This window comes from Acidovorax sp. LjRoot117 (assembly GCF_964252695.1).
In the GTDB taxonomy this organism is placed as follows: Bacteria; Pseudomonadota; Gammaproteobacteria; order Burkholderiales; family Burkholderiaceae_C; genus Acidovorax.
Map to the genome: position 1 here is coordinate 818299 of NZ_CAXUPO020000002.1, position 18644 is coordinate 836942.

The 18644-nt window shown below is 66.5% G+C and carries 21 protein-coding genes; 6 read left to right on the forward strand and 15 right to left on the reverse strand.

Features of this window, described 5'->3' with window-relative positions:
- Positions 1-61 precede the first annotated feature (61 nt).
- Positions 62-313, reverse strand: coding sequence for a GlsB/YeaQ/YmgE family stress response membrane protein (locus tag ACSQ3D_RS09055; protein ID WP_056168968.1), 252 nt, complete (start codon positions 311-313; stop codon positions 62-64).
- 336 nt (positions 314-649) lie between these two features.
- On the opposite strand from ACSQ3D_RS09055, the gene ACSQ3D_RS09060 reads away from it, so the two are divergent.
- Positions 650-1636 (forward strand): class I SAM-dependent methyltransferase, encoded by a 987-nt coding sequence (locus tag ACSQ3D_RS09060; RefSeq protein ID WP_436126630.1) that lies wholly within the window; start codon positions 650-652, stop codon positions 1634-1636.
- Here ACSQ3D_RS09060 and ACSQ3D_RS09065 read toward each other — a convergent pair.
- Genes ACSQ3D_RS09065 through ACSQ3D_RS09075 form a run of 3 tightly spaced genes read right to left on the reverse strand, consistent with a single transcriptional unit; the run spans position 1623 to position 3003 of the window.
- Positions 1623-1847: a DUF2798 domain-containing protein gene (locus ACSQ3D_RS09065; protein ID WP_056421354.1), complete on the reverse strand. Its 225-nt coding sequence runs from the start codon at positions 1845-1847 to the stop codon at positions 1623-1625. The genes ACSQ3D_RS09060 and ACSQ3D_RS09065 overlap by 14 nt on opposite strands.
- Positions 1844-2461, reverse strand: a complete 618-nt coding sequence (locus ACSQ3D_RS09070; RefSeq protein WP_436126631.1) for a flavodoxin family protein — start codon at positions 2459-2461, stop codon at positions 1844-1846. Before ACSQ3D_RS09070 ends, ACSQ3D_RS09065 begins: the two co-directional genes overlap by 4 nt.
- Positions 2462-2502: 41 nt before the next feature.
- Positions 2503-3003 carry a DUF2938 domain-containing protein gene (locus ACSQ3D_RS09075; RefSeq protein WP_436126632.1) on the reverse strand — a complete coding sequence of 167 codons (501 nt, stop codon included), beginning with the start codon at positions 3001-3003 and terminating at the stop codon, positions 2503-2505.
- Positions 3004-3089: 86 nt separating this feature from the next.
- On the opposite strand from ACSQ3D_RS09075, the gene ACSQ3D_RS09080 reads away from it, so the two are divergent.
- Positions 3090-3515, forward strand: coding sequence for a helix-turn-helix domain-containing protein (locus ACSQ3D_RS09080; RefSeq protein ID WP_056421351.1), 426 nt, complete (start codon positions 3090-3092; stop codon positions 3513-3515).
- Positions 3516-3624: 109 nt separating this feature from the next.
- Here the strand turns inward: ACSQ3D_RS09080 and ACSQ3D_RS09085 are convergent, their stop codons facing one another.
- From ACSQ3D_RS09085 to ada, 7 genes are all read right to left on the reverse strand, one after another.
- Positions 3625-4122 carry an EVE domain-containing protein gene (locus ACSQ3D_RS09085; protein WP_436126633.1) on the reverse strand — a complete coding sequence of 166 codons (498 nt, stop codon included), beginning with the start codon at positions 4120-4122 and terminating at the stop codon, positions 3625-3627.
- A 138-nt stretch (positions 4123-4260) separates the two neighbouring features.
- Positions 4261-4401: a hypothetical protein gene (locus ACSQ3D_RS09090; RefSeq protein ID WP_436126634.1), complete on the reverse strand. Its 141-nt coding sequence runs from the start codon at positions 4399-4401 to the stop codon at positions 4261-4263.
- A 9-nt stretch (positions 4402-4410) separates the two neighbouring features.
- Complete coding sequence (locus ACSQ3D_RS09095) at positions 4411-5208, reverse strand: ankyrin repeat domain-containing protein (protein ID WP_436126635.1); 798 nt, start codon at positions 5206-5208, stop codon at positions 4411-4413.
- Positions 5205-6080, reverse strand: coding sequence for a hypothetical protein (locus ACSQ3D_RS09100; RefSeq protein ID WP_436126636.1), 876 nt, complete (start codon positions 6078-6080; stop codon positions 5205-5207). Before ACSQ3D_RS09100 ends, ACSQ3D_RS09095 begins: the two co-directional genes overlap by 4 nt.
- A gap of 367 nt (positions 6081-6447) precedes the next feature.
- Complete coding sequence (alkB, locus tag ACSQ3D_RS09105; RefSeq protein WP_436126637.1) at positions 6448-7098, reverse strand: DNA oxidative demethylase AlkB; 651 nt, start codon at positions 7096-7098, stop codon at positions 6448-6450.
- Positions 7099-7260: 162 nt separating this feature from the next.
- Positions 7261-8016 (reverse strand): 2OG-Fe(II) oxygenase, encoded by a 756-nt coding sequence (locus tag ACSQ3D_RS09110; protein ID WP_436126638.1) that lies wholly within the window; start codon positions 8014-8016, stop codon positions 7261-7263.
- Positions 8013-9149 carry a bifunctional DNA-binding transcriptional regulator/O6-methylguanine-DNA methyltransferase Ada gene (gene ada / locus ACSQ3D_RS09115; RefSeq protein WP_436126639.1) on the reverse strand — a complete coding sequence of 379 codons (1137 nt, stop codon included), beginning with the start codon at positions 9147-9149 and terminating at the stop codon, positions 8013-8015. The genes ACSQ3D_RS09110 and ada overlap by 4 nt, the downstream gene beginning before the upstream one ends.
- Positions 9150-9548: 399 nt before the next feature.
- Here ada and ACSQ3D_RS09120 point away from each other — a divergent pair, with 399 nt between their 5' ends.
- Entirely contained in the window at positions 9549-10061 is a 513-nt protein-coding gene (locus tag ACSQ3D_RS09120; RefSeq protein ID WP_436126640.1) for a DUF3592 domain-containing protein, read from the forward strand.
- Positions 10062-10164: 103 nt separating this feature from the next.
- Here the strand turns inward: ACSQ3D_RS09120 and ACSQ3D_RS09125 are convergent, their stop codons facing one another.
- Both ACSQ3D_RS09125 and ACSQ3D_RS09130 read right to left on the reverse strand, forming a co-directional pair.
- On the reverse strand, positions 10165-13002 hold the full coding sequence (locus tag ACSQ3D_RS09125; RefSeq protein WP_436126641.1) for a DEAD/DEAH box helicase: 2838 nt from the start codon (positions 13000-13002) through the stop codon (positions 10165-10167).
- A gap of 152 nt (positions 13003-13154) precedes the next feature.
- Positions 13155-14093 carry a helix-turn-helix transcriptional regulator gene (locus ACSQ3D_RS09130; RefSeq protein ID WP_436126642.1) on the reverse strand — a complete coding sequence of 313 codons (939 nt, stop codon included), beginning with the start codon at positions 14091-14093 and terminating at the stop codon, positions 13155-13157.
- Positions 14094-14241: 148 nt separating this feature from the next.
- Here ACSQ3D_RS09130 and ACSQ3D_RS09135 point away from each other — a divergent pair, with 148 nt between their 5' ends.
- From ACSQ3D_RS09135 to ACSQ3D_RS09145, 3 genes are all read left to right on the forward strand, one after another.
- On the forward strand, positions 14242-14718 hold the full coding sequence (locus ACSQ3D_RS09135; RefSeq protein ID WP_056169004.1) for a DUF3237 domain-containing protein: 477 nt from the start codon (positions 14242-14244) through the stop codon (positions 14716-14718).
- Positions 14719-14805: 87 nt separating this feature from the next.
- Entirely contained in the window at positions 14806-15828 is a 1023-nt protein-coding gene (locus tag ACSQ3D_RS09140) for a Bug family tripartite tricarboxylate transporter substrate binding protein (RefSeq protein WP_436126643.1), read from the forward strand.
- Between the two features lie 193 nt (positions 15829-16021).
- Positions 16022-17734 carry a DUF6351 family protein gene (locus ACSQ3D_RS09145; RefSeq protein WP_436126644.1) on the forward strand — a complete coding sequence of 571 codons (1713 nt, stop codon included), beginning with the start codon at positions 16022-16024 and terminating at the stop codon, positions 17732-17734.
- An 18-nt stretch (positions 17735-17752) separates the two neighbouring features.
- Here ACSQ3D_RS09145 and ACSQ3D_RS09150 read toward each other — a convergent pair whose 3' ends face one another.
- Positions 17753-18265 carry a hypothetical protein gene (locus tag ACSQ3D_RS09150; protein WP_436126645.1) on the reverse strand — a complete coding sequence of 171 codons (513 nt, stop codon included), beginning with the start codon at positions 18263-18265 and terminating at the stop codon, positions 17753-17755.
- Positions 18266-18363: 98 nt separating this feature from the next.
- A complete protein-coding gene (locus tag ACSQ3D_RS09155) occupies positions 18364-18615 on the reverse strand; it encodes a GlsB/YeaQ/YmgE family stress response membrane protein (protein ID WP_056421481.1) in 252 nt (83 codons plus the stop codon).
- Positions 18616-18644 lie beyond the last annotated feature (29 nt).

The window sequence follows — 18644 nt, forward strand, 5'->3', positions numbered from 1 at the left end:
GTCGCCGTGCTGCGCTTTCAGGGCACCGCCCACCCATCGCGGCCCACAGCCCCGCCGAAGGTCAGGCCTTCTTCTTGATCAGCCCGTAGATCACCAGCAGCACGATGGCGCCGATGATCGATGCGATCCAGCCCACGGGCGCTTCGGGTGCGTACCAGCCCATCGCCACGCCCACATAGCGCGCGACAAACGCACCTGCGATGCCTAGCAACGTGGTCATGATCAAGCCCAGCTTGTCGTCGCCCGGCTTCAGGGCCCGCGCGATCAGTCCCACGATGAAGCCGACGATGATGGTTCCGATGATGGAAAACATGAGGTTCCTTGGTTGAAGTCTTTGGCTGAAGTTGAGGCCGTGCCCATGCCCTGGCAGCGAATGTAATGGCATTTGCTACCAGGCCTTGGGTGGTCGATCGATAGCCCATAGGTCTGCACTTTGGTCACGGCCGCACATCTTTGCACTGGTCGATGCAGGTGGGTGTAGGTGGATGCTGAATCGCGAGTGAAGGCAAACCGCCGAGTGCACGCCTGTACCACCGCCCCGCGCGCGATAATCCGGTGCTATTGATTCCGTAGCTGCCCGCGCGCGTCCATCCAGCGGTAGCGGCTGTTTTTTATCATCTCCCCGGTTGTTCTTCACCTCAACGCTCCCATGCAAGCCCTGCTCGACGCCATTGCCTCCATGCCCCTGCCGACCGAAGCCGGGCGCGTCTTTCATGGCCGCGGGGGTCTGCACCCCGGCTGCGAACAATGGGCGCTGGATGCCTACCCGCCGGTCTTCGTGCTGACCAGCTTTGCGCCCGCGACGGAAGAAGAGCTGGCTGCCATCGGCGCAGCCCTGCAGGCACGCTGGGCGCAGATCGCCCCGGCTGGCGAGCCGCTCAACTGGGTGTTCCAGCACCGGGGCGAGTCGCTGCGCATCGAGGGCCGCAGCGAGACCCGCCTGATGGCCGGCGCCGTGCCCGACCCGCACACGGTGACCGAAGCCGGCGCGCGTTACCGCGTGCACGTGCTGCGCGGCCAGAACCACGGCCTGTTCCTCGACATGGCCGCAGGCCGCCGGTGGGTGCGCGACTACGCAGCCGCGCGCAGCGCCGACCGCTACGGCCTCAAGGTGCTCAACCTGTTTGCGTACACCTGCGCGTTTTCGGTGGTGGCGCTGCAGGCGGGCGCCCGGCAGGTGGTCAATGTGGACATGAGCCATGGGGCCATCGGCATCGGGCAGCAGAACCACCAGCTCAACGGCATCACCACCGGCGCCGCGTTTTTGCCGCACGACATCTTCAGCAGCTGGGGCAAGATCACGCGCGGTGGGCCCTATGGCCTGGTCATCGTGGACCCGCCCAGTTACCAGAAGGGCAGCTTCGTGGCCACCAAGGACTATGCGCGCCTGATGCGCCGCCTGCCCGATCTGCTGGCGCCGGGCGGCCACGCGCTGCTGTGCCTGAATGCGCCGGAGCTGGGCGCCGCTTTTCTGCAGGACCAGATGCGCGAGTTGGCGCCGGAGCTCGCCTTTGTGGAGCGCGTGGCCAACCCGGCCGTGTTCGCCGACGCCGATGCAGACCGGTCGCTCAAGGTGCTGGTGTACCGCGCGCCTGACCTGATGGCCCCGGACCCCGCCAGCGCTACGGCGACGTAAGCCGCGCCACCCAGCGCCGCGCCAGCGGGGCCGCCACCAGCACGCAAGGGAACGCAAAAGCCCAGGCCGTGAGCCAGGCCCCGGCCCACACGCCGACGAATTCGGCCGACCAGCCGCGCGCGTGCAGCGTGGAGATACCCGACACCAGCAGCGACATCAGTCCCGACAGGATGAAACCGAACAGCACCGGCGCAAAGCGCTGCGGGATCATGCTGCGGCCTCGGCTGCGTCGGCCACCATGCCCTGCACGGTGTGTGGCGCAAAGCCGTGCACCTTGCGCGCAAAGTTTTGCCCGAACAGGTGGGCCGTCCTGATGTCGCCGGGCGCAAACGCATCGGGTGCAGACGCATGCCCCGCCTGCGCCATCAGGCCCGACCACGAACCCAGCCGGTTGGCCGCTTCGTCATAGGGCGTGCCGCTGTGCTGCTCGGGCAGGATGGGGTTGCCCACCCAGACCATCCCGTGCTGCATGGAGAACACGAACATCGACAGCAGCGTGGACTGCTTGTCGCCCGCAGGCAGCGACGACACGGTGAAACCCGCCGCCAGCCGCCCCTGCAGCTGCTGTCGGCGCCACAGGCCGCCGGTCGCGTCCATGAAGGTCTTGAACACGCCCGACACACCGCCCAGGTAGGTGGGCGACCCCCACACCAGGCCGTCGAATTCTTGCAGCACATCAGGCGCCGGGGTCAGGCTGGCGGCCTCGATCAATTGCACTTGTGTGCCGCCCACGTTGCGCGCGCCGTGCGCGACGTGCTGGGCGATGCGCTCGGTGTGGCCGTGGGCGCTGTGGAACACCACGGCGATCTTCTTGCTTGTCGTCATGTCAAAAGCTCCATTCAAAAACAGGGATAGGCGAAAAAGGGTCAGGCCGCAACGCAGCGGATCCACGCCCAGGCGGCGAGGTACAGGCCCAGGCCGAACACCGCATGGTTGGCCAGGCTGCGCAGCCGGTTGCGCCAGGGCGTGGCAGTGCGGGACGCCGCGATGCCGCTGCCCATGGCGGGCTGCATCACGAACCAGGGCGCCACCACGGTGGCAATGCCGATGGCCAGCGCCGGCAGCAGCGTGGGCTCTGCAGCCCAGCCGCGGCCATTCACCAGCACAGCCAGGGCCGCAAATCCGATGCCGACGGCGTAGTGCACGGTCCAGCCCGCCACGCGCTCGCCACGCACCGGCGTGGACTGGGCAATGGCGTCGTGAAACCACCGTCCACGCAGCAGATGCCCCGCCCAGCGCCCGATGAGCGCAAACGGCTGCGTGGGCACGCCCAGCCGCCGCAGCGCAGTCAGCCACACGTCCATCACCGCCGTGGCGCCGACGCCGATCCACAGCACGCGCAGCGCCTCGTGGGTCCATTCATTCATAGGTTCCTCGTTTCTTTCACAGTTGACTGAGCACCGGTGTTTGGGTACTGTACGAATTCAAGTCAACTTGAAGTAAAGAGGTTTTTGTGATCGACATCGGCGAAGTCGCCAGGCGCTCGGGCGTGGCCGCGTCCACACTGCGGTACTACGAGGAAAAAGGCTTGATAGCCTCCACCGGCCGCCACGGCCTGCGGCGGCTGTTCGACGCGCGGGTGCTCGATCAGCTCGCGTTGATCGCGCTGGGGCGCGTGGCGGGCTTCTCGCTGGACGAGATCGCCACCATGTTTGCGAGCGACGGCCAGCCCGACATCGACCGCGGCATGCTGACGGCCAAGGCGGACCAGATCGATGAAATGGTGCGGCGCCTGGAGGCCATGAGCGCCAGCCTGCGCCATGCCGCCGTGTGCCCGGCGCCGAGCCACATGGAGTGCCCGTCGTTTCGCAAGCTGCTGCAGTCCGCAGCGTCGGGCGACATGGCGCCGCGAGAGCTCATGCCCCGGCGGCGGGGGTGAGTGCGTGGGCCGCGACCGGGCCGTGGGGCGGTGGCCGTTGCTGCGGTATGGCTGCCCTGGGGAGCGATACCGCAGCGATGCGGCAGTATTGCGAAAGCGATGAGCCCCGTCAGCCCGCCTGCAAGGCGCTGACGATGGCCGCCCACTCGGCCGGGGCGACGGGCGTGATGGACAGGCGGCTTCCCTTTTGCAGCACGCGCATCTCGGTCAAGGCGGGGTGCTCCCGCATTTCAGCCAGGGGCATCAGCCGCGTCTTCTTCACCGCCTGCACGTCCAGCAGCAGCCAGCGCGGCTTGTCTGTGGGTGACTTGGGGTCGTGGTAGGGCGATGCGGGTTCGAACTGGGTCGGGTCCGGCCGCGTGACCGAGGCCACGCGCGCGATGCCGACGATGCCGGGTTCGGGGCAGCTCGAGTGGTAGAACAGCACGCCGTCGCCCACCTGCATGTCGTCACGCATGAAGTTGCGGGCCTGGTAGTTGCGCACGCCGGTCCACGGCACGGTGGCGGCCGGGGCGGCCAGGGCGTCGTCGATGGAGCATTCTTCGGGCTCGGACTTCATGAGCCAGTAGTGCGGCGTGCGGCCAAGTGGGGCGGTGGGCGTGGTCATGGCGGCATTTTGGCAAAGCCGGGGCCGCATGGGGCCCGGTGCGCTTCTGGCCCCGAGGCGGCGTGGACGCCTGAGGGCTATTGAATGCATAGCTGCTGGCGCTTGTCCATCCAGCGGTAAAGAACAAAAATAGCCAGATTAAAAAGCAGCACGCGGATGTGGCGGCTTCTTTGCGCCGAGAGCACTGGCAGCAGCAAAAAATCCTGCGCAACCGCTAATGCCTTGGGAAGTTAATACCGCTTTAAACCAATCCATCATCTGGTATGAAATATCAATCATCCACAGCGATTACTTCTCATTTCTGAATTTAACACGTCCTCCTCCGGCGGAATTCTGTTTTTTCTGTGCGGCCATTAATAGGTTAACGACTTCCGGATTGTTCTTCTTTTTTGCTACATCCCAGACAGTCAAGCCATTGTGTTTTGCAATATCTAAGCGCGCTCCATGGGATAGCAAAACTTGAATGGCCGGGATGGAGCCTACTCCCACCGCACGCATTAATGGCGTTTCGAGTGTGCTGCCCATATCATTCGCATTCAATCCGTTCTCAATTAAAAAATCCACAAAAATAGCGCCATCCTCCATTTCAGATGGAAGCGTAATTAGAGAGTCTCTGAGGAGGGCTTGTCTATCATTTTTGCTTCGAGGGATTTTTGCTCCGTTCTCCATCAATTTGCAAGCAAAAATAAATTTCCTGCTGAATATCGAGAGCTCAAGCGGAGTTGTGGTGATTTCGGGAGGTCGCTTGAAGTTTACATCGGCTCCCTTGCTGATCAACGCTGAGGCTGCAGCCCAGTTTCCCACCAACGCAGCCACCATCATGGGGGTGACACCTTGGCTGATTATTTTATCAGGGCTTCTTTGACCGATTTCTTTTGAAACTTCGTCGTAGCCTCCACCCATCTCAATCAAATTAAATAGCTTCTCGGGATGTGGTGATTTTAATGATGCAGGACTAGGCGAGAATTTTTCTTTTTCAGCTTTCTTGCAAAGCTGTTGCATTTGGGGAGGCCATTGCAAATCGAGCGCCAAGACGGAACTATTAATGAATAACCACAGGAATACAAATATAAAAAATCTTTTCATTTTTTGGACCTCAAGGCCGCTTCTCTGATTAAATTTCTTGCGGCTTCCCAGTTACCGCTTGCCAGGTATTGTCGAAGGTACAGCTCGTCTTCGTACAAAAAAATGCCCTTTGCCTCTAAATTTTTCTTGTATTTTGCGAAGCCCGCAGTTGCTGCAATGCCAGGAACCATTTGCGGGTCTAGCGCGCCTATCATCGCATCCAACACAGGCCCACCAACTCTGGTAGCCGCAGTGCCCGCTGCCGTCAACACAGGCCGCCCAGAAACAGCCGTCTGCGCTGCCTTGGATGCCTTTGCGAGTCTCTCACTCTCTTTTTGTGACCATTGCCCCAGGCGCGTATTGCTGTAGGTGGGTATCTTTTCAGGCAAGGTTGTTGCCTTGTTTCCCAAGACACTGCCAGGAATGAAGCCATCTTTCTTCATGTAGTCTGTCAGGGTTTTTTCGGCGTACGTAGCAGCCGTGCCTGTGCTGGAGCGGCCTGCAAACAGATCACCCAAAACTGACGTACCAGCATCCAGCATATTGGAGAGCCGTTGGTGTGGCTGAAGGGGCTGAAAAATACGGGCTTGCGTCAACTTGACAAAGGTTTTTGGGTCATTCTTTTTAATGTCCATTATATATTGATGATAGCGTACGGGATTATTTTTTCTTAAGTACTCTACGTAGTCAATGTAGGCAATTGTTTTTGGAATATGCTTGCGTGCATCGGCAATGTATCCCTTGGCTTCATCATGCGGGCTTTTGGGTGCAGACTCTGTTTTTACCACGATACCGTTCAATGTGACGGTCACCGGTGAAGTTGTTTCGTTTGGAGATGGCATTCGGTCTGAATAGACTGGATGCCCATTTTTATCTTTGTAGAAGTACATCATTTATTAGTTTCCCAAGCTATTTCATGTTGATGAAAAGGCGGCATCTCGACTTCGATATTGCTATCATCAAGAGACGATTGGGAACTATAGCGAGAGTAAGCTTGACCAGCTGCAACGAACAGAAACGATATAGATTCGTGCATAATTCAAATTTAAACTATGCATTTATTCTTCGCAGGGGATGCTGAGCACAGAAATATGCTGTTTAGAGGCGCCATGCGCTTGTACAAACGCAAGATTGACGATCTGGGTGAGCACCAGACCATCGCCCAAAACATCGATCTCGCAGAGTTTGGCTGTGCTGGTCTATGGGATGCTTGGATGGAGCGATGGCAGCACCGGCGGGGCGAACGCAATCTGTGGTCTGTCAGCCGGCCTTGCGAAAGGTGAGGTTGATGCGCACCGGCCCCGTCATCGCATGCTCCCCCACGGCCAGCGGCAGTACGCCATGGAACCGCAGCCGCGCCGGCCCGCCCCACACCACCACGTCGCCATGCCACAGGCCCACGCGCCGGGCCTTGTCGGCGCGCGCTGCGCCGCCCCACAGGAAGACCGCCGGAATGCCGAGCGAGACGGACACGATGGGGTGGTCGTAGTTGCCCTCGTCGCGGTCCTGGTGCAGCGACAGCCGCGTGCCGGGCTCGTAGCGGTTGATGAGGCAGGCGTCGGGCGCAAAGCCGGGATAGCCCGCTGCATCGGCGGCATTGAGGGCCAATTGCCGAAATGCAGCGGGCATGGGCGGCCAGCGCTTGCCGGTGTCCGGGTCCACGGGGCCATACCGGTACCCGCTGCGATCGCTGATCCACCCCAAAGGTCCGCAATTGGTCATGGCGACCGACATGCGCTTGCCGCCGGGCGTGATGAGGTGCCCGAAGGGCGCGCTGCCCGCAATGGCGTCGACGGCCTGCAGCAGCTCGGCCGCTTGCGCCAGGGCAAAGCCGCGCAGCACCACGGCACCCGGCTCCAGCAATTCGGGCTCGTGGGGTGTTGGCAAATGTTCGAACAGATCCAGTGTCATCGTGTGCAAATCCCTGCCGTTGCGCCAACACGCGGTCGCAGCAACTGGCGCGGCCAAGGCCAGTGCACCCGTGGAACTGGCTCTGCCAGGCCACCGGGTGCGTCCCACTCCCGCGCAGTGAGAGAGGGGGAAGGCGCCGCAGGCGACTCAGGGGGAGAAAGTTTATTCACCATCATGAAAGATGATCCCCGCCGTATGCCGCTGCCCTGACCGCACACGGCTCACACCGTGCCGCAGGTTCACCCGGTAGACGCCCCGCGTGCCCTGCACCGGGCGGTGGTGCACCGCGAACGCCACGGCATCGCCCTGGCGCAGGGGCACCACCTCGGCGCGCGACTGCATGCGGGGGCGTTGTTCGGTCAGCACGAACTCGCCCCCGGTGAAGTCCCGGCCGGGCTCGGACAGCAGGATGGCGACCTGCAGCGGAAACACATGCTCGCCATACAGATCCTGGTGCAGGCAGTTGTAGTCGCCGGGCGCGTACTGCAGCAGCAGCGGTGTGGGGCGCAATTGGCCGGCCGCATGGCAGCGCGCAATGAAGTCGGCATGCCGCGCGGGGTAGCGCACCTCGATGCCCATGGCGGCGTTCCAGTGGTTGGCGATGGGCTGCAGGTGCGGGTACAGCGCATCGCGCAGCCCGGCCACCACGTCCGGCAGCGGGTAGCTGAAGTACTGGTATTCGCCCAGGCCGAAACCGTGGCGCTGCATGACGACGCGGCTGCGGAACACGGGCGGGCCGGCCTGGCGGTACAGCCCGGCCAGCGCCATGCACTCATCGGGGCCGAGCAGTTGCTGCAGCACCGCGTGGCCCTGGGTGTGCAGGTCGTCGGTGGCCTGGGCCCAGTCGATGGCAGCGATGCGACCAGGCCAGGTGCCCTGGCTCGGGCTTGCCGGCGGGGTGCAGGGCAGTGCGCTCATGCTGCTGCCTTCTTTGTGGCTGCTGGGGCTGCGGCCTCGGCCTCGCGTTCCAGCAGCGCGCGCTTGCGCTCCACTCCCCAGCGGTAGCCCGACAGCGCGCCGTCGCTCCGCACCACCCGGTGGCAGGGAATGGCCACGGCCAGCGCATTGGCGCCGCAGGCCTGCGCCACGGCGCGCGTGGCGGTGGGGGCGCCGATGCGCTGGGCGATCTCGGCATAGCTGGCGGTCTGCCCAGCCGGGATGGAGCGCAGCGCCTGCCACACCCGCTGCTGGAAGGCGGTGCCCTGCACGTCCAGCGGCAAGGCCAGGCCCACGCCGGGGGCCTCGACGAAGCCCACCACCTGGGCGACCAGCGCTTCGAAGTCGGCATCGCCGCCCACCAGCTGGGCCTGGGCGAAGCGGTCCTGCAGGTCGCGGACCAAGGCGTCGGGGTCGTCGCCGAGCAGGATGGCGCACAGGCCCTGGCCGCTGTGCGCCACCACGATTGCGCCCAGCGAGCACTGCGCCACCGCAAAGCGGATGCGCTGCGTGGCTCCGCCCGCTCGATAGTGCGTGGGTGTCATGCCCAGCACCTGGTGCGACTTTTCATAGAAGCGGCTGCTGGACTGGTAGCCCGCGCTGTAGATGGCGTCGGTGACCGAGTCGGCCGGTTGCTCCAGCGCGCTGCGCACGCGCTGCTCGCGCCGGGCGGCGGCATAGGCCTTGGGCGTGAGGCCCGTGGCCTGCTTGAAGATGCGGTGAAAGTGCGATGGGCTCAGGCCCGCGCTGGCTGCCAGCGCATCCACAGAGGGCGCACCGTCGGCTGCGGCGTTGTCGATGGTGCGGCAGGCGTCGGTCACGAGCGCCGCATGGTGGGCCAGCGCCGTAGGCTGCCGGGGCCTGCAGCGCTGGCAGGGGCGAAACCCGGCGCTTTCAGCGTCGTCACAGCTGGCATGGAACCGCACGTTCTCGGGCCGGGGCGTACGCGCTGCACAGCTGGGGCGGCAATACACGCCGGTGGTCTGCACCGAGTACCAGAAACTGCCGTCGGCCTGGGCGTCGCGCGCCAGCACCGCTGCCCAGCGCGGGTCGGCCTGGGTGGCCGCTGCGTGTGCGGCCTGGTCGGCCTGGCGAGAGGTCGGGGTGCGGGGCATGGCGGGGCGGTGGGTGGCTAGGGTGTTCATCTGCATGGTGGATGGCTCACAAATTGGTTGCGATGCCATGCACTCTAGGGACGGGGTGTGCGGGGCGCACTCCGAAGTCTGCTTTTGAATTCTGCGCCACTGCGGCGGATGGTTCTAGACTTCATGCCGTCTTTCCGTTTCCATCGTCACCGTCCACAGCCTGTCACACGCTGGCGGGCAACAGTCACCCATGCCACCTCGCACCGCGTTTGTCCGCCTTGTTGTCTCCATTGCCACCGCGCCGCCGAGCGTATCGCGCAGCGATGCTGCCAGGGTCACTGCGTAGTGGGCAAGTCCAGTACGCGCAAACGGCAGCGCCGACGCGACACACCGCCCGGTGGCAGCACCGCGCGCCCCGTCGGTTCGGGGATGTGGTCGCAGGTCGCGCTGGCGGTGGCCGCCTTGATGCTGCTGGCCACCAGCCTGGGCTTGCTGTTCTTCGGCGTGGGCCCCACGCTGGTGGACTGGTCTCGCATGCGCCACTGGCAAGCGGTGCCTGCGCAGGTGGAGTCCGCGCGGTTGCACCAGGGTGGCACGGCGCGTGGCGGCACCTACTACCAGGCCCTGGTGCGCCATCGCTACATCGCGGACGGCACGCACTACACCGGCCAGCGCGCGGTGATCGACACCGCTGGCGACGGCGGGCGCCGCTATCACGAGCAGCTGGTGGCGCAGTGGCAGGCCGCGCAGCGCACGGGGGCGCCGATACAGGTATGGGTCAACCCTGACAAACCGGCGGAATCGGTGGCGGACCGCAGCCTGCGCGTGGGTTCGCTGCTGTGGGACCTGGTGACGGTGGTGTTAACCGGTGCCGGCGGGCTGCTGTTGCTGCGCTTGTCGGTCAGCATGATCCGGCGAGAGCGCAGGTTGCGAGCGCCATAGACCGCCTGGCGCCGGGTGCTGCGGTGTGTTGGGGTGTACTGCGGGGATTTGCTACTTATTTGATAGCTGCTAGCGCTTTCCTATCAAGCGGTAGAGGCACTTTTTATTCATTTTCAGGCGGCTGCAGGGGCCTGGGCCGGCGCTTGCCCGTGCCGCCCCACCGCCGCGCATCCTCACCCGGTATGGCCAGCGGGTTGTTGGCCGGCTCGGCCAGCGGCGCCAGCAGTGCCGTCAGGTCGGCCTCGCTGAATTTCACCGCGCCGGCTTCGTCATGCCCCAGCACGCCGTCGGCCAGGGCCGCTTTGCGGGCCTGCAGCTCCAGCATGCGCTCTTCGATGCTGCCTTCCACCACCAGCTTGTAGACGAACACCGGCTGGTCCTGCCCGATGCGGTGGGCCCGGGCGGTGGCCTGTTCTTCCACGGCAGGGTTCCACCAGGGGTCGAAGTGGATGACGGTGTCTGCCGCGGTGAGGTTCAGGCCCGTGCCGCCGGCCTTGAGGCTGACCAGCAGGATGGGCGCACTCGCCGCGTCCTGGGCCTGAAAGCGCTGGACCACGGCGCCGCGCTGCCCGGGCGGCGTCTGGCCGGTGAGCGTGGCGTAGGGCAGGGCCAGCGCATCCAGGCGTTCGGCGGCTAGCGTCAGCAGTTCGGTGAACTGCGAGAACACCAGCACGCGGCGGCCTTCATCGACCAACGCGGGCAGCATGTCGGCCAGCAGGTCGAGCTTGGCGCGCTCGGTGCCGGGGTGGACGGTGGCGCCTTTGACCAGGTGCGGGTCGCAGCACACCTGGCGCAGCTTCAGCAGCGCATCCAGGATGGTGATCTGCGAGCCTTCGAAGCTCTGGCGCTCCAGCGCGCGGCGCACCTGCTTGTCGGCCGTGGTGCGAACCGCTTCGTACAGCTCGCGCTGTTTGCCCTGCAGCTGCACGCGCTGGATGACCTCGGTGCGCGGCGGCAGCTCGGTGGCCACGTCCTGCTTGCGCCGGCGCAGGATGAAGGGCCGCACGCGCTGGGCCAGCAGCTGGGCGCGCAGGGTTTCGCCGTTCTCTTCGATAGGCTTGCGCCAGCGGGCGTTGAAGCTGCGCACATCGCCCAGAAAGCCGGGCATCAGAAAGTCGAACTGCGCCCACAGTTCGCCCAGGTGGTTTTCCAGCGGGGTGCCCGTCAGGCACAGCAGGTGCGGCGCCTGCAGCTTGCGCAGCGCCCGGGCGCTGCGGCTGCCGGCGTTCTTGACCATCTGGGCTTCGTCCAGGATGAGCAGATGAAACGGCTCGGCCGCGAGGGCATCGACGTCGCGCCAGAGCAAGGGATAGGTGGTCAGCACCAGGTCGTGCTGCGCGATCTGCAGGAACCGCCGGCCCCGGTCAGGCCCGTGCAGGTTCAGCACGCGCAGGCTGGGCGCCATGCGCGCGGCTTCGGCCTGCCAGTTGAAGAGCAGCGACGTGGGCACCACCACCAGGGCGGGGCGGACGAGTCGGCCGGCATCTTTTTCGGCCAGCACGTGGGCCAGGGCTTGCGCCGTCTTGCCCAGCCCCATGTCGTCCGCCAGGATGCCGCCCAGGCCCTGGGCCCGCAGGTACTGCAGCCATGCCAGGCCTTCAAGCTGGTAGGGGCGCAGCTGTATCTGCAGCCCGGCGGGGGCGTCCACGGGCTGCGGCGCACCGATGCGGCGCAGCCGCCGGGCCAGGTGGGCCAGGCCCAGGTCGCCCTGCAGTTGCCAGCTGTTGTCCCAACCGTTCACCGTGCCCACGCGGTGCGCCTGCACCAGGCCCGCACGCAGCGCCTCGATGCGGCGTGTCTCCCAGGCGCCCAGGCGCAGCGGGTCGCCGTCCTGCAATTGTTTGCGCGTGGGGTCGGTGAGCAGGTCCACCATGGCGCCCACGATGGCCTTGAGCGGGCCGGCGGGCGCGTCGATGCGCCGCCCGCCCGGGGCTCGCAGCGAGATGACGGCGATGTCGTCGATGGCCGCCATCTGGCGGGCGTTGAGCCAGCGCACATCGCGGCGCAGCAGGTCGGCCAGCATGGGCGCCAGGTCCAGCATGACGCCGTCGATCTCGATCCCCAGGCTCAGCAGCCAGGCGCCTTCGCGTTCGGGCAGGTGCAGCTTTTGCACCGGGCGCTCGCGTGGGCCCAGCGGGCCGTCGACTTCCCGGGCCAGCAGCTCGCCGGTGTCCGGGGCGATGACGAGCTTCCAGCGCTGCACCGGCACGCTTTCGTGCGCGAAGCCGGGGCGCACCACCACGCTCCAGCCTTCGGCGCGCAGCTGCGGGATCTGGTCGGCCCAGAAGTCGCCGAAGTGCACCTCCTGCGGCAGGGTCCACACGGGGCCCAGCGTGGCGGCGGCTTCGCGGTGGCGCCATTGCAGGTGCTTGGGGTCCACGGGCACCAGGCCCAGGTCCCACACCCGGTCCATGGCGTCGGCCTCGGCCGCCAGGCTGCGCTGCATGCGCACCACGGGGCCGCCGGTGTCGTACAGGTCTTGAACGGGGGCAGGGCGGGCGTTGAGCACCGAGGTGGGCGCAGCAGTCTCCCAGCGGGCCCCGCTGTCGGTGCGGTAGGTCCAGTCGATCTGCGCCAGGGTCACGTTCTCGCCACGCGGGCCCAGTTTGCCCTGGGGTGCCATGCCCAGCAGTCCGTCGCCCCGGCCCAGTGTCATGAGGGTGATGCGCGGGCGAAAGTGCCCCGGCACCAGGCCCGATGCCGGCGGGGTGGGCGCGGACTGGGCGGCGGCCGCGGTTGCGGATGGAGGGGCATCGTCCGCGGTCCCCTCGCGCAGCAGTGCCATCACGCGCGCGGCCTCGGCATCGGTCAGCGGGGCCAGTGCCTGCAGCGTGGCGGTATCGGCGCGCTGGCGCAGCGCGCGGGCCCAGGCGGCGATCAGGGCGTCGCGGTTGGAGCGGGGCGGTTCGGGGTGGGCGGCGTCTGGGCCTGCGGCGGGCATAGGCCGCCGATTGTGCCGTGCTGTGCCCTGGAGTGTGGCCTCAGGCCGGGCGCGCGGTGATGCCTGCTGGCGTGGCGGCGGGCCTGTGGCCGTGCCGGTCCATTGTGGAGGTGCAGGCCATCGGTCTGCGACCTTCGCGCCGGTGGGGCGCTTCAGCCGCCCAGCACCCGCGCGAACAGCTCGTTGCGAAAGTGGATGCCCAGGCGAGCGAAGGCGCGGTTGCGGTAGGTCTTGACGGTGGGCACGCTCAGGCCCAGGTCGCTCGCGATGCCCTCGTGCGTCATGCCCTGCAGCAGCCGGGCGCAGACATCGAGCTCGCGGTCGGTCAGCTCGGCCTGCAGCCGCATCAGGCGCATGCGCAGCGCTGGCAGCGCGTCTGAAGCCAGCGGACCGAGCGGCGCGTCGGCCGCCAGCAGGGCCGGGGCGGCGTGCGGGCCGGGCTGATCGTGCCCAGGGGCCAGCGGGCTGCCGCCCGGCCCCTCCAGCCACAGCAGGGGCGGGGAGGGCGCGCAGCCGTGCGACAGCAGGATGTGTTTGCGGGTGAGCGCCAGCAGCACCGGTGCGACGGACTCGAAGGCGGCGATCTGGCGGTCGCTGAACGCGCGCTGGTGCTGGTGGCGGTAGAAGTTGACGGCGAACACCGAGCCATCGCTTTCGTATTCGACCACCGATACGCGCTCGGCCACGCCATGGGCCTCGTACACACGGGCGCGGTGCTCGCCCTCGACCTCGGTGGCGGTCACATGGCACAGGCGGGTTTCGGGCTGGGCGAACGGCGCCTCGTCGAACGAGCGTCCCCAGGTGCGGTCGCTGCGGTACGGGCCCGACAGGTACGCCCACCAGCAGTCCTGCGTGGTGTCCGGTACGCCCCGGCTGGCCGACATGAAGAGCGTGGGCTTGCAGCGGTGGCCCGTGCGGTACACCGACCAGGACGCCGCAGGCAGCACCGGCTCCAGGTCCTGCAGCAGGCCCGGTGCAAAGCCGTTGTCGCCCAGGCGGTGCACCATGCCGGCGAGCGTCTGGCTCGCGGCACTGTGCAGCACCTGCCGGCCGGGCGCTGTCTGCGAGGAAGGGGGGAGCCACTGCCGCATGGGAAAGTCTGAATGGGGGAGGTGATGCTGGCGGAAATCGGGAAGTGTGCGTCAAAACCGCCAGGCCAGCCGCCGCCGGACAGTCGGGTTATCCCGTCATCCTCTGGGATGACAGGCATGCTTCGCAACGGGACTTACGCTAGGGCCCATGTCTGACCTCATCCCCTTGCCCGACCCGCAATTCCGATTTTTTGCCGACCTGCGCGTGGAGGTCGGCACCCCGCAGGAGGTGGGCCACACCGTGCACGGGCTGCGCCGGCTGATCCCCATCCTGGGCGGCAGTGCCACCGGCGACGGCTGGAGCGCCCGGGTGCTGCCCGGTGGAGCGGATTTTCAGCTCATCGTGAACGACCGGCTGTCCGAGCTGGACGCACGCTACGTGCTGGAGACCGATGGCGGCGATCTCATCTATGTGCAGAACCGGGCAGTGCGCTCCGGCCCGGCCGAGCTGATCGCCCGCCTGGTGCGCGGCGAGCCGGTGGACCCGGCGCAGATCTATTTCCGCTGCAGCCCGAGCTTCGAGACCGCGTCCCCGGCGCTGGCCTGGATCGCCGAGCGCATGTTCGTCGGCACCGGCGCGCGCTACCCGGACGCCGTGGCGATGCGCTTTTTCGAGCTGCGGTAGCCGGCGGCTGCCCGTGTTGAACCCACCCACCGTTTGCCTTTGCGTTTTTTGACCCTGACCGACCCACAAGAATTTCTGGAGACAACCATGAAGACCACCGCCCAGCCTCGTTCCTCCCTGACCACCACACCCCGCCGCGCCCTCGTGGCCGCCGCCTTGCTGGCCGGGCTCATGCCCTGGGCCGGCGCCCATGCGCAGAGTGCCGCCACTTACCCGAACAAGCCGGTGCGCATCATCGTGGGCTTTCCGGCCGGCACCGGGCCGGACATCGTGGCGCGCCTGCTGGCGCAAAAGCTGTCCGAAGGCTGGGGCAATGCCGGCGTGATCGTGGACAACAAGCCCGGCGCCGGCGGCCTGATCGCCGCCAGCGAAGCCGCGCGCGCCGCGCCCGACGGCTACACGCTGATGCTGGGCGAAACAGGCCAGCTCAGCATCGCCCCCAGCAGCTACAACAAGCTGCCCTACGACCCGGCCAAGGACTTCACGGCCGTGAGCCAGGTGGTCACCTCCGACTTCGTGCTGCTGGTCAACCCGCAAAAGGTGCCGGCGCGCAACGTGAAGGAGTTCGTCGACTGGACCAAGCAGCAAAAGGGCCTGTTCCTCGCCACCTTCGGCGCGGGCACGCCCGGGCACTTTGGCGCCTTCATGTTCGGCGATGCGGTCAAGCTCAAGCCCGAGCCGGTGCACTACAAGAACACGGCCGATGCATTGGGCGGCCTGTTCAGCGGCGACGTGCAGGGCGTGTTCGCCAGCGTGGGCCTGGCCGCCCCCAACGTGAAGGCCGGCAAGCTGGCCGCACTGGGCACCACCGGCGCCACCCGCACCAACACGCTGCCGGACGTACCCACCATCAAGGAACAGGGCTACGCCAACCTGGAGTTCTCGTCGTGGTTCGGCATCGTGGCGCCGGCCAAGACGCCGCCGGAGATCATTGCCAAGCTCAATGCCGACATCGTCAAGGCGGTGCAGTCGCCCGAAGGCAAGGCCAAGATGGAAGAGGCCGGCTTTCGCGTGACGGGCACCAGCCAGCAGGACTTTGCCCGCACCATCGCGGCCGACACCGTGACCTGGGGCAAGGCTGTGGCGGCCACGGGCTTCAAGGCCGACTGAATGCGCTGCTGACGGCGCGTTTTCAGTGGCTGAGCAGCTGAGCAGCTCATCAGCTCAGTTGCCGCCCGGTGGGTGGCGCTCAGCGCCACCTTCCATCACGTCCAGAGACCTGCGCGTGCGAACGCAGGCGGGCGGGAGCCTGGGCGCAGCACCCAAACCATCACCACCACGACAACTTGAGGAGACACACGCCATGCCTTTTGTCCATGCCTTGCGGGCCCAGCCACCCGCCGCGAACACCTCGCGCCGTTCATCCCGGCTGCGCCGCCAGGTTGTCCCGGCAGCGCTGGCCATGCCCTTGCTGATGGCCGCCTGCGGCGGCGGCAACGGCGATGCGTCGGCGCAGCAGGCCACGCCGGCCGCGGCCTGCGCCGAACTGCCCGCCAAGGCAGGCCTGGCGGTTACATCGCTCAGCACCAGCTACGTGGCCGCAGACACCAAGCGCCCCGGCGGTGCCAGCACCGGCAGCTTTTTGCCGGGCCACTGCGTGGTCACCGGCGCCATCAACCCGCGTGTGGGCGTGGATGGCAAGAACTACGCCATCGGTTTTCAGCTGAGCATGCCGGACAACTGGAACGGGCGCTTCCTGTTCATCGGCGGTGGCGGCAACGACGGCATCCTGCGCGACACCTCGCTCAGCTCCAGCATTTCGGTAGGCACGCCGTCGCCACTGGGCCAGGGGTTCGCGGTGGTGTCTACCGATGCGGGCCACAGCGGCACGTCGGCCAGCTTCGGCGCCGACCCGCAGGCCCGCATCGACCATGCCTACAACTCCTACGACAAGACGGCCGTGGCCGCCAAGTCGCTGATCGCCACGCGTTACGGACGCAAGCCCGACCACTCGTACTTTTCGGGCTGCTCCGGCGGCGGGCGGCAGGGCATGATGTTCTCGCAGCGGTTCCCTGACTATTTCGACGCCATCACCGCAGGCGCGCCGGCCATGCGGGTCTCAAGCGGCGCGACGGTGGCGGCGATGTGGAACACCATCCAGTTCAACGCCATCGCCCCGCAGGACGGCGCAGGCAAGCGCATCCTGTCGCAAGCCTTCAGCAATGCAGACCTGAACCTGGTGGCCAACGGCGTCAAAGCGTCGTGCGACGCCGCGGACGGTGTGGCCGATGGCCTGGTGAGCAACGTCAAGGCCTGCCAGTTCGACCCGGCCGTGCTGCAGTGCAGCGGCGCCAAGGGTGCCGACTGCCTGAGCAGCGCCCAGGTGGGTGCGCTCAAGAGCGTGTTCGCTGGCCCGCGCAACTCGGCAGGCCAGGCGCTGTATGCCGGCCAGCCGTGGGACCCGGGCCTGGCCGCCCCCGGCTGGCGCGCCTGGACGCTGGGCAGCTCCACCACTGCCACACCGGATGCGCGCTACATCACGCTGATGGTGGACGCCCTGGTCAACGAGTTCTTCACCCCGCCGGACCTCACGTTCAACCCGCTGACGTTCAACTTCGACACCGACCCGGCCCGCATGGAAGCGTACTCGGCCATCTACGACACCTACCGCGACGACAAGCTCGCGGCCTTCAAGCAGCGCGGCGGCAAGATGCTGTTCATCCACGGCATGTCCGACCCGATCTTCTCGGCGAAGGACACGATGGACTACTACGAACGCCTGGCGGCCAACAACGGCGGCATCGCAGCGACGAAGAGCTTTGCGCGCACCTTCCTGGTACCGGGCATGAACCATTGCTCCGGTGGCCCCGCCACGGACAATTTCGATTCGATCCAGGCCATGGTGGACTGGGTGGAGAAGGGCGTGGCGCCGGAGACCATCGCGGCCAAGGCCTTGCCTACCAACACCGACATGCCCAACCGCACCCGTCCTCTGTGTGCCTACCCCCAATTCGCCAAGTACAAGGGGTCGGGCAATGTGGAGGATGCGAGCAGCTTCGTCTGCGCGGCGGAGTAAGGCTGGCGCCCGCGCGGGCTATTTGCGGCGGGGGGTGGCAGCGGGTGCGGGCAACTGCAGGTCTGCCTCCTGCAACACCCGCACGCAGTCGCGCAGGTGCTGCTCGCCCAGGTAGCGCAGCGTGGCGTAGCCGATGCCCGCGGCCACTGCCTGGCCTGCCAGCGGCACGTATTTGGCGGCCTGCTTGGTCGTCAGGCGCACGCCCACGCTCTGGGTGGCACGCAGCACCAGCTCGCGCGTGACCAGTTTGCCGATCAGCACCGACCCCACCAAGCTCACGGCCTTCTGGACCTGTTCACGTTTGTGCGGGTCCAGCTGGTCTATCTGCTGGGCAGACAGGCCGAACTCGGTGTTGACCTGTGGCAGCAGGCGCGAGAGCAGGGCGGCGTCCACCGCCCAGTCCAGCCCCGGAATCGGCATGGCACTGGCCGCTGCCGCCACCAGGGCGCGGCGGTGGAGCAGCTTGCGGCTGCGCTGGACCGCCGCCTGGAGTGCCGGGTTGCCGGCGGCCATCTGGAAGGAAGTGGGCATGGTGTGGTGCGTGTGTTGGGCGCCGCGCAGATGCTGCCGGACGCCTTCAAATGTTAAGTGGAGCCGTGCGCTGAGCGATTGCAATGGCATGCGCGCTGTCAGGGCTTGCTGCGGACGAGCCCGAACAGGGCCAGCAGCACCATGGCGCCGATCACCGAGGCGATCCAGCCGGCCGCTTCGCCATGCTGGTACCACCCCATGGCCAGGCCCAGGTAGGTGGCCAGGAAGGCCCCGGCAACGCCCAACAGTGCCGTCATGATCCACCCCAACTGGTCCTTGCCGGGCTTGAAGGCGCGTGCCAGCAACCCGACGACCAGACCGACCAATAAAGTGCCTATGAGAGCCATCATGATCATTCCCTTTTTGTTATGAACGGTTG

What these genes read in the sequence shown, in the direction of transcription:
- ACSQ3D_RS09055 (WP_056168968.1), bottom strand. Translation starts at nt 313, where the DNA reads ATGTTTTCCATCATCGGAACCATCATCGTCGGCTTCATCGTGGGACTG.
- ACSQ3D_RS09120 (WP_436126640.1), top strand. Translation starts at nt 9,549, where the DNA reads ATGTGGTCGCAGGTCGCGCTGGCGGTGGCCGCCTTGATGCTGCTGGCC.
- ACSQ3D_RS09070 (WP_436126631.1), bottom strand. Translation starts at nt 2,461, where the DNA reads ATGACGACAAGCAAGAAGATCGCCGTGGTGTTCCACAGCGCCCACGGC.
- ACSQ3D_RS09155 (WP_056421481.1), bottom strand. Translation starts at nt 18,615, where the DNA reads ATGATGGCTCTCATAGGCACTTTATTGGTCGGTCTGGTCGTCGGGTTG.
- ACSQ3D_RS09140 (WP_436126643.1), top strand. Translation starts at nt 14,806, where the DNA reads ATGAAGACCACCGCCCAGCCTCGTTCCTCCCTGACCACCACACCCCGC.
- ACSQ3D_RS09130 (WP_436126642.1), bottom strand. Translation starts at nt 14,093, where the DNA reads ATGCGGCAGTGGCTCCCCCCTTCCTCGCAGACAGCGCCCGGCCGGCAG.
- ACSQ3D_RS09090 (WP_436126634.1), bottom strand. Translation starts at nt 4,401, where the DNA reads ATGATTGATATTTCATACCAGATGATGGATTGGTTTAAAGCGGTATTA.
- ACSQ3D_RS09150 (WP_436126645.1), bottom strand. Translation starts at nt 18,265, where the DNA reads ATGCCCACTTCCTTCCAGATGGCCGCCGGCAACCCGGCACTCCAGGCG.
- ACSQ3D_RS09085 (WP_436126633.1), bottom strand. Translation starts at nt 4,122, where the DNA reads ATGACCACGCCCACCGCCCCACTTGGCCGCACGCCGCACTACTGGCTC.
- ACSQ3D_RS09135 (WP_056169004.1), top strand. Translation starts at nt 14,242, where the DNA reads ATGTCTGACCTCATCCCCTTGCCCGACCCGCAATTCCGATTTTTTGCC.
- ACSQ3D_RS09125 (WP_436126641.1), bottom strand. Translation starts at nt 13,002, where the DNA reads ATGCCCGCCGCAGGCCCAGACGCCGCCCACCCCGAACCGCCCCGCTCC.
- ACSQ3D_RS09075 (WP_436126632.1), bottom strand. Translation starts at nt 3,003, where the DNA reads ATGAATGAATGGACCCACGAGGCGCTGCGCGTGCTGTGGATCGGCGTC.
- ACSQ3D_RS09110 (WP_436126638.1), bottom strand. Translation starts at nt 8,016, where the DNA reads ATGAGCGCACTGCCCTGCACCCCGCCGGCAAGCCCGAGCCAGGGCACC.
- ACSQ3D_RS09060 (WP_436126630.1), top strand. Translation starts at nt 650, where the DNA reads ATGCAAGCCCTGCTCGACGCCATTGCCTCCATGCCCCTGCCGACCGAA.
- ada (WP_436126639.1), bottom strand. Translation starts at nt 9,149, where the DNA reads ATGCCCCGCACCCCGACCTCTCGCCAGGCCGACCAGGCCGCACACGCA.
- alkB (WP_436126637.1), bottom strand. Translation starts at nt 7,098, where the DNA reads ATGACACTGGATCTGTTCGAACATTTGCCAACACCCCACGAGCCCGAA.
- ACSQ3D_RS09145 (WP_436126644.1), top strand. Translation starts at nt 16,022, where the DNA reads ATGCCTTTTGTCCATGCCTTGCGGGCCCAGCCACCCGCCGCGAACACC.
- ACSQ3D_RS09095 (WP_436126635.1), bottom strand. Translation starts at nt 5,208, where the DNA reads ATGAAAAGATTTTTTATATTTGTATTCCTGTGGTTATTCATTAATAGT.
- ACSQ3D_RS09065 (WP_056421354.1), bottom strand. Translation starts at nt 1,847, where the DNA reads ATGATCCCGCAGCGCTTTGCGCCGGTGCTGTTCGGTTTCATCCTGTCG.
- ACSQ3D_RS09100 (WP_436126636.1), bottom strand. Translation starts at nt 6,080, where the DNA reads ATGATGTACTTCTACAAAGATAAAAATGGGCATCCAGTCTATTCAGAC.